The organism is Stenotrophomonas sp. STEN008 (genome assembly GCF_056760435.1).
The window spans coordinates 29,712-46,269 of the sequence record NZ_JBRRET010000009.1 but is presented as its reverse complement, the minus strand read 5'-3'; the positions used below and the strand labels follow the sequence as shown (position 1 = coordinate 46,269).

At 68.1% G+C, this 16,558-nt stretch carries 12 protein-coding genes; 3 read left to right on the top strand and 9 right to left on the bottom strand.

Features of this window, described 5'->3' with window-relative positions:
• Positions 1-172: 172 nt before the first annotated feature.
• Positions 173-3,289, top strand: coding sequence for a galactose-binding domain-containing protein (locus ACVOME_RS06815; RefSeq protein WP_481504874.1), 3,117 nt, complete (start codon positions 173-175; stop codon positions 3,287-3,289).
• A 59-nt stretch (positions 3,290-3,348) separates the two neighbouring features.
• Here ACVOME_RS06815 and ACVOME_RS06810 read toward each other — a convergent pair whose 3' ends face one another.
• The 9 genes from ACVOME_RS06810 to ACVOME_RS06770 form a co-directional block, all read right to left on the bottom strand.
• Complete coding sequence (locus tag ACVOME_RS06810) at positions 3,349-4,323, bottom strand: ABC transporter substrate-binding protein (RefSeq protein ID WP_065175560.1); 975 nt, start codon at positions 4,321-4,323, stop codon at positions 3,349-3,351.
• Between the two features lie 16 nt (positions 4,324-4,339).
• Positions 4,340-6,070, bottom strand: a complete 1,731-nt coding sequence (locus ACVOME_RS06805; RefSeq protein WP_481504873.1) for an amino acid ABC transporter permease/ATP-binding protein — start codon at positions 6,068-6,070, stop codon at positions 4,340-4,342.
• Positions 6,067-6,627 (bottom strand): GNAT family N-acetyltransferase, encoded by a 561-nt coding sequence (locus tag ACVOME_RS06800; RefSeq protein WP_065181368.1) that lies wholly within the window; start codon positions 6,625-6,627, stop codon positions 6,067-6,069. The genes ACVOME_RS06805 and ACVOME_RS06800 overlap by 4 nt, the downstream gene beginning before the upstream one ends.
• A complete protein-coding gene (locus tag ACVOME_RS06795; RefSeq protein WP_053517561.1) occupies positions 6,624-7,838 on the bottom strand; it encodes a M20 aminoacylase family protein in 1,215 nt (404 codons plus the stop codon). The genes ACVOME_RS06800 and ACVOME_RS06795 overlap by 4 nt, the downstream gene beginning before the upstream one ends.
• 4 nt (positions 7,839-7,842) lie before the next feature.
• Positions 7,843-9,186 (bottom strand): LLM class flavin-dependent oxidoreductase, encoded by a 1,344-nt coding sequence (locus ACVOME_RS06790; protein WP_481504872.1) that lies wholly within the window; start codon positions 9,184-9,186, stop codon positions 7,843-7,845.
• Between the two features lie 18 nt (positions 9,187-9,204).
• The gene (locus ACVOME_RS06785) at positions 9,205-10,200 is read right to left on the bottom strand and encodes an LLM class flavin-dependent oxidoreductase (protein ID WP_053517564.1); all 996 of its coding nucleotides are present in this window, start codon (positions 10,198-10,200) and stop codon (positions 9,205-9,207) included.
• Positions 10,201-10,214: 14 nt separating this feature from the next.
• Positions 10,215-10,577 (bottom strand): DUF3088 family protein, encoded by a 363-nt coding sequence (locus tag ACVOME_RS06780; RefSeq protein WP_053517565.1) that lies wholly within the window; start codon positions 10,575-10,577, stop codon positions 10,215-10,217.
• Between the two features lie 159 nt (positions 10,578-10,736).
• Entirely contained in the window at positions 10,737-11,318 is a 582-nt protein-coding gene (gene msuE / locus ACVOME_RS06775; RefSeq protein ID WP_053517566.1) for an FMN reductase, read from the bottom strand.
• Positions 11,319-11,370: 52 nt separating this feature from the next.
• Positions 11,371-13,947: a TonB-dependent receptor plug domain-containing protein gene (locus tag ACVOME_RS06770; RefSeq protein WP_481504871.1), complete on the bottom strand. Its 2,577-nt coding sequence runs from the start codon at positions 13,945-13,947 to the stop codon at positions 11,371-11,373.
• Positions 13,948-14,207: 260 nt separating this feature from the next.
• On the opposite strand from ACVOME_RS06770, the gene ACVOME_RS06765 reads away from it, so the two are divergent.
• Entirely contained in the window at positions 14,208-15,209 is a 1,002-nt protein-coding gene (locus ACVOME_RS06765) for a helix-turn-helix domain-containing protein (protein WP_065175558.1), read from the top strand.
• An 86-nt stretch (positions 15,210-15,295) separates the two neighbouring features.
• Positions 15,296-16,540 (top strand): hypothetical protein, encoded by a 1,245-nt coding sequence (locus ACVOME_RS06760; RefSeq protein WP_263177986.1) that lies wholly within the window; start codon positions 15,296-15,298, stop codon positions 16,538-16,540.
• Positions 16,541-16,558: the final 18 nt, after the last annotated feature.

The window sequence follows — 16,558 nt, the reverse complement described above, 5'->3', positions numbered from 1 at the left end:
GGCGCCGGTTCGTGCAGGCAGTGACCTTGCGGACGATGGCTGTCGCGACGCCTTGCAGGGAGCCGCGCCACGCGTCCGCACTCTCCCCTATTGCAGCGCGTCATGTAAACGATTACACCCCCTGCTAGCGTAGCGCCTGCCCGATCCTGGCCGAACCTCCAAGGCTGTCGACATGACGCTGCGTGCTGATCGCTTCCGCCCCTCCTGGGCCTGCCTGCGCTACGTCGCGCGCGCTCTGCTGCCGCTGGCCGTGATGGCCTCCGCCGCGCAGGCGCAGACACTGCCACCGCGCAGCCAGTGGCAGGCCAGCAGCTCATCACAGCAGGTCCCGGCGATGGCCATCGGCCATCTGATCGACAACGACCCGAAGACGGTCACCGGCGGCGCCTTCAGCCCCGGACACTGGTTCCAGATCGATCTGGGCGCACCGGCCCTGCTCGGCGGTGCACGCCTGACCTGGGACGTCTCCAATCCCGAGGGTTACACGCTGCAGACCTCGATGGACGGCCGGCAGTGGCAGACCGCATACACCATGGCCGACTCGCTGGGCGATGTGGAGACGCTGTACTTCGAACCGCGCCAGGCGCGCTATCTGAGGCTGGCCAGTCCCCAGCGCACGTCGGACTGGGGGGTCTCCATCTTCGAGATGGAACCCTTGGACGCCACGCTCAGTGCACGCGTGCACGGACTCGACAGCGCACAGGCAGCCGCGTTGTGGCAAGGCGGTAGCGGCGTCGCCCTCCCTACCGATGGCAAGGGCAGCCATGTGCTTGAAATCACCCTGCCGCGCGCTCAGCCGGGCACCGGCCTGGCGGTGGAGTGGGCGGGCCAGCGTGGCGCCGCACGCCTGCAGGCCCAGGATGCGCAGGGGCGCTGGCAGCCGCTGGCGCAGGACACGCAGGCCGCCAGCCATGCCCAGAGTTGGTTGGCCAGCGATACGGTGCACGATGTGCGTGCCCTGCGGCTCATCGTCGACGGGCCCTCGCCACAGGTCACGCGCCTGCGCCTGCTCGGCCCGAAGGCCGTGATGACGCCGATGAAGCAGTACCAGATCGCCGCCAGCGGCGCGCAGCGTGGCTTGTTCCCGGCGTCGTTGCAGATGCAGCAGACGTACTGGACGGCCGTGGGCGTGCATGCCGGACGGCAGAAGTCGATCTTCGACGAATACGGCAACATCGAGGCATTCAAGGGCGCACCGCTGGTGCAGCCGATCTGGCGCAATGCCGATGGGCGTGCCGCCGGTGCCGCGGAACAGGCCGTGCAGCATGCCCTGCGCGACGGCTGGAAGCCGATGCCCTCGGCCGCCTGGTCGCCGCAACCCGGTCTGGAACTGCGCAGCGAAGCGTTCGCGATCGAGCGCGACGGCCAGCCCGTCACCTTCCTCCGGCATCGACTGCGCAATACCGGTACCACGCCGGTCGAGGGCACGCTGAGCCTGGTGGTGCGGCCGATGCAGATGAACCCGCCGTGGCAGAACGGTGGCCTGTCGCCGATCCGCGACGTGGCCATCGACGGCCAGAGCGTGCGCGTCAATGGTCGTACCCTGCTGCACTCGCTGTCGGCGGTCAGCGCCTCCGGCGCGGCACCGTTCGGCCCGAACGGCGAAACCGAGATCACCTCCGCCATCGCTTCGGGCCGGTTGCCCGGCGCACGCCAGGCCACCGATGCGCGTGGCCTGGCGGCGGCGGCGCTGGACTACCGGATCACACTCGCACCCGGCGCCAGCCAATCCGTGGTCGTCGCCTTCCCGCTGGGCACGGCGGCGGCCGACGCCAAGGGGGTGCTACCGGAGCCACCGGCACTGGACCTCGCGCGCCTGCCACGCGATGCCGATGCCGGCTTCGAGACGCTGGCCGCCGAAGCCTCCGCCGACTGGCAGGCACGTTTGGGCCAGGTCGGACTGCGCCTGCCCGATCCATCGCTGGTCGACATGCTGCGTGCCCAGGCCGCGTACATGCTGATCAACCAGACCGGCCCGGCCATGCAACCCGGCCCACGCAACTACAACCGCTCCTTCATCCGCGACGGCATGGCCACCTCGGCGGTACTGCTGCGGATGGGCGAAGCCAAGGTCGCGCGCGACTACCTGGCGTGGTACAGCGAACACGGGGTACATGCCAACGGCCTGGTGTCGCCGATCCTCAATGACGATGGCAGCGTCAACACCGGCTTCGGATCGGACATCGAGTACGACAGCCAGGGGCAGTACGTCGCGTTGGTGGCCGATGTCGCGCGCCTCGACGGTGGCCCTGAGTCCGTGCGTGCGTACCTGCCGAAAGTGAAGGCCGCGCTGCGCTTCCTGCAGGAACTGCGTGAGCGCACGCTGGTACCCGGTTACAAGGCCGATCAACCGGCGCCGGAACGCTTTGCCGGCATCCTGGCACCGTCGATCAGCCACGAGGGCTATCCCTCTCCCACCCACAGCTACTGGGACGACTACTGGGGCCTGAAGGGCTGGCATGACGGCGCATGGCTGGCTGAATCACTCGGCGACCACGCCACCGCCACCTGGGCACGCGGGCAGTACAAGGCGCTGTATGACGCACTTCACGCTTCGATCCGCGCGACGATGGCGTGGAAGGGCATCGATTTCATTCCCTCCTCCGCCGATCTTGGCGATGGCGACCCGACCGGCGTCTCCATCGCGCTGGATCCCACCGGTGCGCAGAGCGTGCTGCCGGCTGATGCGCTGCGCACCACCTTTGCCCGCTATCTTGACGACGTCCGCAAGCGCAACCAGCCCGGTGCGCTGTATGCGTACACCCCTTATGAAATCCGCAACGTCCTGAGCTATGTGCATCTGGGCCAGCCCGCAGCGGCCGACGAACTGCTGCAGGGCCTGCTGCGCGACCGTCGCCCGCTGCAATGGCAGGTGCTGGCCGAAGTCGTGCACTCACGGCTGCGTTTTCCGCGCTACCTGGGCGACATGCCGCACACCTGGATCGGTGCCGAATACGGCCGCACCCTGTTCGGGATGCTGATGCGCGAGGACGACGATGCCCTGTCACTGCTGCCGGGCACGCCGCCCTCCTGGCTGGCCGGCGATGGCCTTGCGGTGGAGCGCCTGCCGACGGCGTACGGCACGCTGCGGATGCAGGCACAGCAACGCGACGGTACGCTGACCGTGACGCTCGGCGAAGGGCTGCGCAGCGCCACGGCCGTCAAGGTCTGGTGGCCCGCGCGCACGGCACCGAAGCAGGTGCGCGTGGACGGCCGTAGCGTTTCCGACTTCGATGCCGAGGGTGTGCGGTTGGCGAAGCCGTTCAGGACGCTGGAGGCGCGTTGGTAGAGCGGCCGAGCATGGCTCGGCTCTACAGAAGCAGCCTTGGTGCCGGGGCATGCCCGGCGTCAGAGATCCGGCAAGCCCGGCGGGTTGGTCTGCGACTGCGGCACGGCTTCCTCGGTCACGTTCCAGCGCGCCAGTGCCTGTGCGTAGGTGCCGCTGCCGATCTGGGTATTGAGCGCCTGGGTCACCGCATCGGCCAGGCCGCTGCCCTTCCGCGTGGTGACCGAGATCGCAGCAGCGTTCGGCCAACCGCCCGGAAACAGGCCAACGCGCCGCACCTTGCCATCGCGCGCGGAGTACGCGCCGGTGGCGTTGGGTTCGAACGACACATCGGCCCGGCCGGTGATCACGGCCAGGCGGCCGACCACCGAATCATCGAAGTACTGGTATTGCACCGGCTCCAGCCCGGCCGCGATGTTCTGTGCATCCCACTGCCGCAGGATCTGGTCCTGGTTGGTGCTGGCACCGACCACCACCTTCAGGCCAGCGACATCGGCCGGCTTCTCGATCTTCTGGATGGGCCCGTCGGTGCGCGTATAGATGCCGAGCAGGTCATAACGGTAGCTGGAGAAGTCGAACTTCTTTTTGCGCTCTTCGGTCACGGTTACGTTGGACAGCACTGCGTCGTACTTGCCCGACTCCAGTCCCAGCGGCCAGTCGGCCCAGGCGACCGGCACCACCACCAGCTTCAGGCCCAGCGCATCGGCCACCAGCCGTGCGATATCCGGCTCGATGCCGATCACTTCCTTGCTGTCGGCGCCATAGTCGGCCAGCGGCAACTGACCGGGATGCGTCGCGACCGTCAACGTGCCCGGCGTCACGAAGCGGAAGTCCGCCGGAACCAGCGCCTGCGCTTTCGGATCCACGGTCCCCCGCAGCGCTGGCGCGCCGGCACCGGCCAGGCTGCTGGTCGCTGCGGGCACGGCCTCCGGGGCCTGCCGTGCCCGTGAATAGACGATGCCGGCAATGCCGATGACCAGCACCGCGATGACCAGCAGGGTGCTGCGCGAGGGGCGACGAGACGTTGCAGGGCTCATGGGGGTCACATCCGGATCAGAGGGTCTTGGCGAGAAAATCGGCGGTGCGCTGCTGGCGCGGGTGTTCGAATACGGCCTCGGGCGTGCCCTGCTCGATCACCCGGCCCTGGTCCATCATCACCACGTGGTCGGCAACGCGGCGGGCGAAGCCGAGTTCGTGGGTGACGATCACCAGCGTGGTGCCGGAACGGGCGAGCTCTTCGATCACGCTGAGCACTTCGGCCACCAGTTCCGGGTCCAGCGCCGACGTCGGCTCATCGAACAGCAGCACCTTCGGCTGCAGGGCCAGTGCACGGGCGATGGCGATGCGCTGCTGCTGGCCACCTGACAGCTGGCGCGGGAACGCATCGGCCCTGTCCGCCAGACCGACGCGCTCCAGCAGCACGCGCGCCTGCTGTTCGGCCTGCGTACGCGGCACACCGCGCACCGCGATCGGCGCCTCGATGATGTTCTCCAGCGCGGTCAGGTGCGGGAACAGGTTGAAGCCCTGGAACACCATGCCGACCTCGGCACGACGGCGGCGGATCTCGCGCTCCGGCAGCTCGTACAGGGTGTCGCCGTCACGGCGATAGCCGATCAGCTGGCCACCGACGCTGACGAAGCCGGTGTCGGCGCGCTCCAGGTGGTTGATCAGCCGCAGCAGAGTCGACTTGCCGGCACCGGACGGGCCGATCAGCACCGTTACGCTGCCGCCGCGCAGTTCCAGGGTGATGTCCTCCAGTACCTGCTGCCCGTCGAACGCCTTGCCGACACCGTGCAGCGATATCGGCGCTCCCTGTCCGGCCTCGGCCGCGCTCGCGATGCGCGGCCGCACCGGAACCGGCGATGCCGCACGCGGCGCGGGCGAGGATACCCGCGACACGCTGCGCTCACGCTGCAGCTGGCCACGCGCGAAGCGCTGCTCCACGCGCCGCTGCAGCAGCGACAGCACGGTCAGGATCACCAGGTACCAGACCGTGGCCACCATCAGCAGTGGCACCACCTCCAGGTTGCGGCGGTAGATCACCTGCACGGTGTAGAACAGCTCCGGCAACGCCAGCACGTAGACCACCGACGTGCTCTTGGCCAGGCCGATCACATCGTTGAAGGCGGCCGGCAGGATCGAGCGCATCGCCTGCGGCAGGATGATGCGCCGCACCTGGCGGCCGCGCGGCAGGCCCAGCGCGGCCGCGGCGTCATACTGGCCGTGATCGACCGAGAGGATGCCACCGCGGATCACCTCGGCCGAGAACGCCGCCTGGTTCAGGGTCAGGCCCAGCACCGCAGCCGTGAACACACCGATCAGCTGGGTGGTGGGATACGAGAACAGGCTGATGCCGGTGAACGGAATGCCCAGTTCGATCGTGCTGTACAGATAGCCCAGATTGTTCAGCAGCAGCAACAGCACCAGCAGTGGAATCGAACGGAACAACCAGACGTAGCCCCACGATACCGCCGACAGCAACGGCGAGCCGGATACCCGTGCCAGCGCCAGCAGCGTGCCCAGCGCGAAGCCCAGGCCGGTGCCGAGCGCGGTCAGCAACAGCGTGCGACCCAGCCCTTCCAGCACCGGGCGGGCGAAGAACCACTCGGCGAAGGTGCCCCAGCCCCAACGTGGATTGCCGAGTACCGACTGCAGTCCGACCAGGATCAACGCCAGCGCCAGGACCGTGCCGAACACCTGCAGCGGATGCCGCGCCGGCACGATCTTCAATGCCGGTGCCGGACGCGCGGCCAGACCCTCGATCGCGGTGGACGGCGTACTCATGCGTGGACTCCCTGCACGGCGGCAGTGCTTGATGCCGGCGGACGCGCCGGTGCCCGCAGCTGCTTCTCGAACGGCAGATGGGCGATCGATTCCGGGTCGGCAGACAGATCGAACAGTGCGGTGTAGCCATGGCTCAGGTACAGGCCGACCGCCTCAGGCTGGCGGAAGCCGGTGGTCAGGTACACGCGGCGATAGCCCTGGCGTGCGGCCTGGTCTTCAAGCTCCTGCAGTACCCGCCGGGCGATGCCCTGGCGGCGCAGGCCAGGCAGTGTCCAGATGCGCTTGAACTCGGCCGTATCCGGGTCGCGGTGAGGCATGAACGCGCCGCCGGAAATGGCCACGCCCTCACGCAGCAGCAGCACGAACGCTCCCACCGGCGCAGCGAATGCCTGCGCTGGATAGCGTTGCAGCTCCTCGCGCGCACTGCCACCGATGCGTCGCCGCACATCGGCGTAACGACTGTCGTACTCCTGTTCGAGCCCATCGAACAGCGGCCGCGCCAGTGGATCGTCCACCGATGTGTAGAGGAAGCGCTCCTCGAATGGTGCCGTACTCATGCTGCGTCCTCCACCAGATAGTGTTCGGCCAGCCGCGCCCAGAGGCTGGCGGCAGGGGCGATGGCCGCATCGTTGAACACGTAGCGCGGGCTGTGCAGCGGCGCACTGTCACCGTTGCCGACGAACACGAAGCTTCCGGGCCGGGCCTGCAGCAGGAAGGCGAAGTCCTCGCTGGCGGTGCGCGGCGCGAAGGCATCCAGCACCTGCCCTGCGCCGAATCCCTGCAGCGCCACCTCACGGATATAGGCGGTCTGCTGCGGATGGTTGATCACGCTCGGGAAGCCACGCGGGAACTCGATCTCGGCGCGCGCCCCGAACGCGGCGGCGGTCTGCTCGGCAAGCTCGGTCACGCGACGGCGCAGCGTGTCGCGAACGTCGGGCAGATAGGCGCGTACGGTCAGGGTCAGCTCCACCACATCGGGAATCACGTTGGCCGCCTGCCCACCGTGGATCGAACCGACCGTCACCACGCCCATCTGCCGCGGGTCCACATTGCGCGACACCACACTCTGCAGTGCGGTGACGATGTGCGCGGCGGCGAGGATGGGATCCACGCTTCCCTGTGGTTCCGCACCATGCCCGCCCTTGCCGATCACCCTCAACCGTGCCCAGTCCACCGATGCCATCGCCGGTCCGTCGACGAAGCCGAAGTGCCCCACCGGCACACCCGGCCAGTTGTGCAGTCCGTAGATCGCATCCACCGGAAAGCGCTCGAACAGACCGTCGGCGAGCATCCTTGACGCACCGGAGCCGGTTTCTTCCGCCGGCTGGAACACCAGTTGCAGGGTGCCATCGATGCGCCCGTGCCGGGCCAGGTAATGCGCCGCCGACAGCAGGATCGCAGTGTGGCCATCATGACCGCAGGCGTGCATCCGTCCTTCGTTCTGGCTGGCATAGGGCAGCCCGGACGCCTCTTGGATCGGCAGCGCATCGATGTCGGCGCGAAGCCCGAGCCTTCGGCTGCCCTGACCCCGCTGCAGCGTTCCGACCACACCGGTTCCACCGACGCCCGTGGTCACCGTATAGCCCCACTGCTGCAGGAGTTCGGCTACGCGTGCGCTGGTGCGATGCTCCTCGAAGGCGAGCTCCGGGTGTCGATGCAGGTCGTGGCGGATGGCGATGGCCTCATCGGCGCGTGCGGCTATTTCAGGCAGCACGCCCGTCGGCCCGGTGGGCGCCACAGTCAACGATGCCCGGCGCAGTACGTTCATCGCCTCACCCCACCTTCCGCGCCGGTTCGGCGGCCGTCGAATGACGGCTGGCCTTGTAGGGCAGGCCCAGGTGGTCGCGCAGCGTCTTCCCTTCCAGCTCGCGCTGGTGATACCCGCGCGCCTGCAGGATCGGCAGTACCAGGGTCACGAAATCGTCCAGCCCCTCGCGCTGCGCCGCGAACCCGAGAATGAAGCCATCGCTGGCGCCCGCCTCGAACCAGCGGATCAACTCGTCGGCCACGTGCTCGGGTGTACCGATGAAGTTGGGCCGCGGGCTCACCGCCTGCAACGCGACCTGGCGCAGGCTCAAGCCCTGCTCGCGGGCATCCTGCTTGATCCGATCGGTGGTGGAGCGGAACGAATTGCTGCCGATCTCGCCCAGGTCGGGGAACGGCGCGTCGGGATCGTACTGGGTGAAATCGTGATGGTCGAAGAAGCGCCCGAGGTAGGCCAGCGCATCGTCCAGGCCCGCGAGTGCGGCAATCGCCTGGTACTTGGCTTCGGCCTCCTCGGCGGTGTGGCCGACAATCGGCCCGATGCCCGGAAAGATCTTAACGTCATTGCCGCTGCGCCCGTGGGCGATGGCCGAGTTCTTCACCTTCTGGGTGAAGGCACGGGTTTCCTCCAGCGAGGGCGAGTGGGCGAATACCGCATCGGCATACTTGCCGGCCAGCGCGATGCCGTCGTCGGACGAGCCCGCCTGGAAGATCACCGGCTGCCCCTGCGCCGAGCGCTGGATGTTCAGTGGGCCTTCGACCTGGAAGAAGCGGCCCTTGTGGTCGAGGCGGCGGAACTTGTCGGTGGCGAAGAAGGTGCCCTGTTCGCGGTCGCGGATGAAGGCATCGTCGTCCCATGAATCCCACAGGCCCTGCACCACCTCCAGGTATTCGTCGGCGATCTGGTAGCGCAGCGCATGTTCCGGATGCGGGCGGCCGTAATTGCGGCCCGATCCTTCCAGCGGCGAGGTCACCACGTTCCAGCCGGCGCGCCCACCGCTGATCAGGTCCAGCGAGGCGAACTGCCGGGCCACGGTGAACGGATCGCTGTAGGAGGTGGACAGCGTGCCGGCCAGGCCGATCTTCTTCGTCGCCGTGGCCAGCGCGGACAACAGCGAGATCGGCTCGAAGCGGTTGAGGAAGTGCGGGATCGATTTCTCGTTGATGTACAGCCCATCGGCAACGAAGCCGAAGGCGATGCCGTTGTCTTCGGCCGTGCGCGCGATGTCGATGTAGAAGTCCAGGTTCACGCTGGCATCGGCCGGGTTGGACGGATGCTTCCACGCATGCATGTGGCTGCCCGGTCCCTGCAGCATGATGCCGAACGGGATGGTGCGCGGTGTCTTGCTCATGGGTATCGCTCCTGCAGGTCAGGCCACCGCCGCGCGTGGCGCGGGCGACAGCAGTTCAAGGGATGCCAGGCGTGCGTCGAGGTCGGCCACCGGCGCATCGAGGATGAATTCGCCCACGCCGAAGCGGCGGTGCAGTGCGTCCAGTTCCCCGCGCACCTGCTGCGCGTCGCCCGACAGCACGCTGGGCCGCGTCTCTTCGATACGGAAGTCGGTCACGCCGACCTGGCGGGCATACTCGGCCGCGGCGTCCGGGCTGGGCAGGTTCACCGTCTGCCCCGGGCCGAGGTGCAGCTTGTAGACACGCAATGCGCCGACATGGCGCGCCGCCGCTTCGCTGGTGGGCGCCGCGAAAGCGACGGTGGCCAGCAACGGCGGCTGCGTGGATACGGCGCGATAGGCCTCGAACGCCGCTTCGATGTGCTTCGGGTCGCCGTCGAAATGGGCGGCATAGACGAAGCGCCAGCCCAGCTCCGCCGCCTGCCGTGCGCTCTGCGGGCTGGCGCCCAGCAGGAAACGCTCGGCCGCCACCTGCGGCACCGGCCGCGCCTGCGCATTGGCATGCGCATGATCTTCGGCCAGCGAGCCGGACAGGAATCCTTCCAGATCGCGCAGCTGCTGATCGAAATCGGCGAAGGCCGGCCGCCCCGCGGCCAGCGCTGCGGTGGACGCCGGCAGGCCACCGGGTGCCTTGCCCACCCCCAGGTCGACGCGTCCGGGCGCCAGCGCCGCCAGCAGGTTGAAGTTCTCGGCCACCTTGTACGGCGCATAGTGGCGCAGCATCACGCCACCGCTGCCGATGCGGATGCGCCGGGTCTGTGCCAGCACCCATGCCGCCAGCACCTCCGGCGCCGGACTGGCCAGGGTCGGTGCGGCGTGATGCTCGGCAAACCAGTAGCGGTGGTAGCCCAGCTGTTCGGCACGCTGGGCCAGCTGCAGGCTGTTGCGCAGCGCCTGCTCGGCGCCTGCGCCTTCGGCCACCGGGCTCTTGTCCAGCACGCTGATGAGGTAGCTCATGTCCGCGTCCTCGCTCAGGGGTGGGCCACAGGAATGCCAAGCAGGCCATTGAGTGCGGCCAGGATCGGCTCGGCACCGGTCACGTACTGCCGGTCCTGGTAGGCACCGTTGGCGTGTTCGCTGCGCACGCCCTGCGGCAGCACCAGCTTCGGCAGCGACTGGTCCTGCTCGCCCACCGCCGCGATCACCTCGCGGCGTGGCCGCGCGAAGCCGATGCGGCGCACGTCCAGCTGTGCATCCAGGCCGTCGATGCTGGACAGCGCGCCTTCCAGCAGCAGGCTGTGCCGGCAGAAGAAGCGCTGGCCCGGCAACTGGCCGTCGACGAACTCGCGATCAAGCAGGAACAGGATGGGTTTGGGGGAGGCAGCTGCAGCCACGGGTTCGTCCTCGTCTGGGCCGGCAATGAAGTGCCGTTTCGCTATCGATGCTAGAGAAGCTGTGCGCCGCGCCCGTACCTGCTGGCGACAATCGCCGGTCGGATCCGGCCACGCAGATGCAGGTTGGCAATAAGCAGACTGCTGGCCGTTATGGGCAGCTCAGGCGATGCGGCGCAGGGGCGCCGGCCCGCTGGCGGCATGCGGCAGCAGATGCCCGGCAGCGCGCTCGGCAGCCAACTGGATGCGCGCCTGCAACGCCGCGCTGTTGATCTGCTCGCCATCGAAATCGGCTGGTGTGGCGTACACGCCGATGGGCAACGTATGCGCCTGCAGGAAGCTGAACAACGGTCGCAGCTGATGGTCGATCACCAGCGCATGCCGCTCGCTGCCCCCGGTGGCCGCCAGCAGCACAGGGGTATCCACCAGCGCCTCGAGGTCGATGAAGTCCACCAGGTGCTTGAACAACCCCGGGTACGAGCCACGATGGACCGGTGCGGCCACCACCAGCAGCTCGGCGTCCTCGAGGGTGGCCAGCGCCTGCTCCACCGCGGGCTCGGCCTCGCTGCGCGACAGCGTCTGCCCCAGCGCGCGCGCTATCGGCGCCAGCTCCACCAGTGTCACGCTGGCATGCAGGCGCTGCTGCAGCGCCTCCAGCAGGTGCCGTACCAGCAACAGCGTGCGCGAATTCACCGATGCCGTTGGCGAACCGATCAACGCAACAATCTTCAACCCAGATGACATGCCACTCTCCTCGGTAACGCCGGACGCTGGCCGGCGACGCCATGCCTGAACCTCAGAACCGGTAATTGACCCGCCCGTACCAGAACGCGCCGATCCTGCTGAGCACGTCACCGCTGTCCCAGGTGGTCTCGATGCTGGCCACGTCGGTGGCGCTGCGCGCGTACTCCGGCACCTTGCGGGTGCGCTTGTCGAACACGTTGTTGATGCCCAGCGCCGCACTCCAGCCCGCGCCCAGCTCCACACCGCCGGACAGGTTGGTCACCAGCACCGGTGGCTGCCTGTATTCCACGCCGTTGTTGAGGCGCTTGATCGACCCGTAGTAGGTAACGTCCACATTCGAGCGCCAGCGTCCGTTCTGCCAACCCAGTCCGGCCACCTGGGTGTAGCTGGGCGTACGGAAGCGCAATGCGTACTCGCCGGACTTCGTCAGCAGGTTGATGTTGGGCAGCCCCTGCAGCGCCGCAGGAATGGCGCTGACGCTGCGGATCGTGGTGCGTCCGACGTTGGCGGCATAGCTCCAGCGCAGCTTGCCCCACGATGTGTCCTGGTTCGCCTCCAGCGTCAGCTCCACGCCGCGCGTGCGGGTGTCGCCCACGTTGGTGAAGTAGCTGGCATAGAACGCGTCGCCCGGCAGGATGCTGATGCCGGCCGAACCCAGCAGCGCATCGATCGTGTTCTTCTGCGCGGAGGTCAATACGGTGCCGCTGTTGTCGGTGATGCGCGCCGGATCCTGCGCGTTGTAGCCGATCTGGCTGGACTGGCCGAGCTGGCCGCGGATGTCGATCTGGTAGGCATCCACGGCCAGGTGGAAGGCCGGGCTCGGGTCCCAGGTCACGCCGATGCTGTAGTTGGTGGCCTTCTCCGGTTTCAGCGGGGTGGCACCCAGTGCCACCGCAGCGGGCGAGGACACCTGCGCCACCAGCGTCGTACCGCACGGGCAGCTGCCCGTGGCCTGGTAGAACTGCGCGCCCAGGCTTGGCGCGTGGAAGCCGTTGCTGACCGTCGCACGCACGCCCAGTGCGTCGGTGATGTCGAAGCGGCTGGTCAAGCGTCCGGTCGAGACGCTGCCGAAGTCCGAATGGTCTTCCCAGCGCGCGGCCGCATCCAGGTACCAGCGCGAGGTGACGTTGGTCGCCGCCCCCACGTACACCGCCTTGCTGTTGCGCGTGGCTTTCACCGCGTCGGCGGTGGAGTAGCCGACAAACGCAGCGGCACCGAATCCGGTGTACGACTCCCACTGCCCTGCCCCGCGCTCGTAGCGCTCGTGCTGGTACTCGGCACCGGCACTCACTTCCAGGGGTGAGGCAAAGGCCGCTACGTCAAAGCCCCGACGCAGGTCCAGGTTGGCAATGCCCTGCTGGTAATCCAGCTTGCCGTCATAGAAGTCGGTGGGCGAGCCCGGGTACGGCAGCGAGTAGTTCACCGAGTTGCGGGTATAGGTGCGCACCGTGCTGCGGTTGCCGGTCAGGCTGGCGTCGTAGTCCCAGCCGGCCACCTGCCCCTTCACGCCGGCGGTGCCGGTGTACTGCTTCTCCTTGGTCTCCAGCACCGGCAGGAAGCCGTCGGGAAACACGCTCAGCACCCCCGGCGTCCGGTACGTGGTGAAGATCGTGGCCGGCAGGCGGAAGTTCTGGATCGCCTGCGCGGTGCGGTCACTGGCAGTGGCGTTGGCGTAGAACTGCGCGCTCTCACCCAGGCCATGGCCCACGTTCACCGCAAACGCCTTCAGCGCATACGACGGTGAGCTGAGGATGGTGTTGGCTTCGGCATCGCGCGTGGCCTCGGCAGGGTCCGGCGTCGCACCGGCCGGCAGGCGGTTGTTCGGCCGCAGCGCGATCCGGTTGCCATTGGCATCGATCGCCGGATAGCTCAGATAGCCATCGATGTAGCGTCGCGTCCGGATCGCGTGGTGCTGGCGCGTGGTCTCGCCCGAGAGGTTGACGAAGCCGTCCTCACCCCAGGGCAGGCCGACGTTGGCGCGCACGCTGGTACGGGTGCCATCGCCATCGATACTCTGCCCGCTCTCCACCGACACCTCGCCGCCCTGTGCCTGCGATTTCAGGATGACGTTGACCACACCGGTGATCGCGTCCGAGCCGTAGATGGCGGAGGCACCATCGCGCAGCACTTCCACGTGGTCGATGGCCGACACCGGAATCAGCGCCAGATCCGCCCAGGCGTGGCCAGGAAAGCCGCCGCCGTTGGCACCGCTCACATAGGCACTGGCGTTGCGGCGCTTGCCGTTGACCAGCACCAGCGTGTAGCCCGGTGAAAGATTGCGCAGCTGATAGCCGCGGATCAGGCTCTCCTGGTCGCTCTGGTAGCCACCGATCTGGCTCAGCGACGGCAGGCTGCGCTGCAGCGCTTCGAGCAGGTTGGCCTGCCCGGTCGCAGCAAGATCCTCGGCGGAGATCACGTCGATGGGCGTGGAGCTGTTCTTGACCGTGCGCGTGCTGGTGCGCGAGCCGGTCACCACCACTGCGTCCAGGGTGGATGCAGCAACGTTGGCGGCAGCCGCTGTGGTTGCCGGCTGCGCATCGGCGTCTGCCGCATGCACGGGGGCCGCTACCAGGGCGGCGGCGATCAACACAGCAAGAGGACTCAGGACAGGGGCGTAGGCGGCAGGCATGGGGGCTCGTGGGGTGGGCCGGAAACACGGTTCCATTCAAGGGCCTGTTCACTCGCCACGACAGGCGTGATCGCGTCACCCAGCCGTAACATCCGGCCACCCACATGACCGCTGGTAATGACGTTAGGCAGCGCACTTGCATGGGGTCGGATCCCTTTCGAAGGAAACGGATCCGACCCCAGCCGCCATATATCCCGCAGGCATCACCTCATGACCGCATGCCACGCGGCGGCATGCACCATCACCGGTAGCATCAGGCCATGCCCATCCACGCTGCCGATCCCACCGCGCCGACCGTCGCCATCGTGGCCTGCCACGGCCAGGGCCTGTTCGAGTTCGGTTGTGCGGTGGGCCTGTTCGCACCGGTGCGTCCGGAACTGGGCGTGGCGTGGTACCGCACGCAGCTGTGCGCGGGCGAACCCGGTGCACTGCGCATGCTCGGCAATACGCAGGTGCAGTTGCCGCATGATCTCAACGCGGTGGACGATGCGGACATCATCGTCATTCCCGGTTGGCGCGAACCCAGTGAACGCCCGCCGCAGGCGTTGCTTGATGCGCTCGTCCGCGCCCACGCGCGCGGCGCCCGCATCGCCTCGATCTGCTCCGGCGCCTTCGTGCTGGCCTGGGCCGGCCTGCTCGATGGCCGCCAGGCCACCACCCACTGGCGGCTCACCGAAACGCTTGCGCAGCAGTTCCCCCGCATCGGCGTGCGCGACGACGTGCTCTACGTCGACGCCGGCAGCATCATCACCTCGGCCGGTTCGGCCACCGGCATGGACATGATGCTGCACATGGTGCGCAAGGATTACGGCGCGCGCGTGGCCAACCTCGTTGCCGAGCGCCTGGTGCTGGCGCCCTGGCGTGATGCCGGGCGCAGCCAGCGCGTCAGCCGCGCCATTCCCAGCGGCGAGCCGACGCGCCTGGCCAAGCTGATGGAATGGATGCGGCGCAATCTGCGCGAACCGCACTCGCTGGGCAGCCTGGCCGAACAGGCTGCGTTGAGCCAACGCACCCTGCAACGGCAGTTCCTCGACGCCACCGGCCTGTCACCCATCGACTGGCTGATCCGCGAACGGGTGGCTTTCGCCCGCGAACTGCTGGAAACCACCGACCGCCCCCTGCACTGGGTCGCCGAGCAGGCCGGTTTCGGCTCACAGGAATCGTTCCGCCGCCATTTCCGCGGGCTGGTCGATGCCAGCCCCACCGAGTACCGCAGCCTGCATCGGCAGGGCATCGAAGCCGATCGACTGGTCGGCTGCTGAGGGTAGGCCTGCGGCAACGTCCGCCTTTCCACGCCGCCATCGGACCGGCAAGATATCGCCATGTCCCGCAGGCCGATGGAACGGTGATGACTGACCGCCCTTACAGGAACTACCGCTTCGGGATAGGCGTGTCGCTGGTGCTGGCGGCGTTCATCGCCACCCTTTCGCTCATCGCCGTGGCCACCCCCAATCTGGGTTGGGGCGTTGTGGCGCTGGCCACCCTGGCGATCTGGGTGGGCGTACCGTTGCTGCTGGTGCTTGCGCTGGCGTGGCTGCGCTACATGGTACGGGACCGTGGCCAGGTGCCCGGCCGCGTGCACGCTGTGATGTTCGTGCCCACCGCCGCAGCCATGCTCATCGTTCCGCTGTGGCACTCCCTGCAGAACACCTGGGACAGCTTCGCCGGCGGCTCGCGTGCCGCCATCGCGGAACTGCACGTCAATCTCAGCGGGCAACCGCTGTGGCTGGACACCTCGCCGTATGCATCCACCGGCTCCGGCGCTGGCCCGGACCTGCCCATGCAGGGCGACACGCCCGAACGTTTCATCGCCTTCCACCGCTACCCCAACGCGCAGTCCGATGCAGACAGGGCATTCCCGTATGAAGACGGGCGCTTGAAGCGCTCGGTGGACCACTACCGCTACGCCACGCCCTCTGGAGATCGTGCCGTCACCGACGTGCCCCTGCTGCGCCGCCCCTATCCGGACCTTGCGCCCTTCAACGCGGCATGGAGACGCCCGGGCACGCCGGAACTGGTGCATCTCTATTACCACTACCGCGATCATGTGGAGGTCGCGCCCGCGCTCGCACGCCTCAGCGGCACTACCGCAGATGATCTGGAGCGCAGCCGCTTCGAAGGCCTGGCGCTGTTCAAGGTCCACAACTACGGCGGTGCGCCCATCGTGCGGATGGAGGTCAATGGCCTCACGCTGGACATCGGTGACGGCGCCATCGCCAACATCCCGACGCCACCCGCGGACTGCACCGCCTACGGCTACCCGGACGGCGCCGCGCTGCTTCCGCTCGATCAGCCCTTGCAGGTCCGCTGGCAGACCAGCAGCGAGCCGATGCGCTGGCACAGCGCCCGCGTGCAGGTACCGGCGTTCCGCACGCCGCAGCCCCTCGATGGCCAGTCAACCCTGCAGCGCGTGCTGCTGTATGTGCTGCCTGATGACGCGCTGGCCGCCGAACGCTACGCGGAAATGTTCGACCGCGATACACGGCGTGGCATCCGCGCCACCGGCCTGCCCGCGGCGGCCGCTGCGGTGGCCACCTGCGGCAGCGCCTACGCCACCTATGGCGAAGACGCGCCGCCGCCGCTGGCAGACTGAGCAGCGTCGCCGCGGCGC

Bases quoted from the DNA above. Each gene is read 5' to 3' on its own strand.
- ACVOME_RS06815 (WP_481504874.1), top strand. From the start codon at position 173: ATGACGCTGCGTGCTGATCGCTTCCGCCCCTCCTGGGCCTGCCTGCGC.
- ACVOME_RS06810 (WP_065175560.1), bottom strand. From the start codon at position 4,323: ATGAGCCCTGCAACGTCTCGTCGCCCCTCGCGCAGCACCCTGCTGGTC.
- ACVOME_RS06805 (WP_481504873.1), bottom strand. From the start codon at position 6,070: ATGAGTACGCCGTCCACCGCGATCGAGGGTCTGGCCGCGCGTCCGGCA.
- ACVOME_RS06800 (WP_065181368.1), bottom strand. From the start codon at position 6,627: ATGAGTACGGCACCATTCGAGGAGCGCTTCCTCTACACATCGGTGGAC.
- ACVOME_RS06795 (WP_053517561.1), bottom strand. From the start codon at position 7,838: ATGAACGTACTGCGCCGGGCATCGTTGACTGTGGCGCCCACCGGGCCG.
- ACVOME_RS06790 (WP_481504872.1), bottom strand. From the start codon at position 9,186: ATGAGCAAGACACCGCGCACCATCCCGTTCGGCATCATGCTGCAGGGA.
- ACVOME_RS06785 (WP_053517564.1), bottom strand. From the start codon at position 10,200: ATGAGCTACCTCATCAGCGTGCTGGACAAGAGCCCGGTGGCCGAAGGC.
- msuE (WP_053517566.1), bottom strand. From the start codon at position 11,318: ATGTCATCTGGGTTGAAGATTGTTGCGTTGATCGGTTCGCCAACGGCA.
- ACVOME_RS06770 (WP_481504871.1), bottom strand. From the start codon at position 13,947: ATGCCTGCCGCCTACGCCCCTGTCCTGAGTCCTCTTGCTGTGTTGATC.
- ACVOME_RS06765 (WP_065175558.1), top strand. From the start codon at position 14,208: ATGCCCATCCACGCTGCCGATCCCACCGCGCCGACCGTCGCCATCGTG.
- ACVOME_RS06760 (WP_263177986.1), top strand. From the start codon at position 15,296: ATGACTGACCGCCCTTACAGGAACTACCGCTTCGGGATAGGCGTGTCG.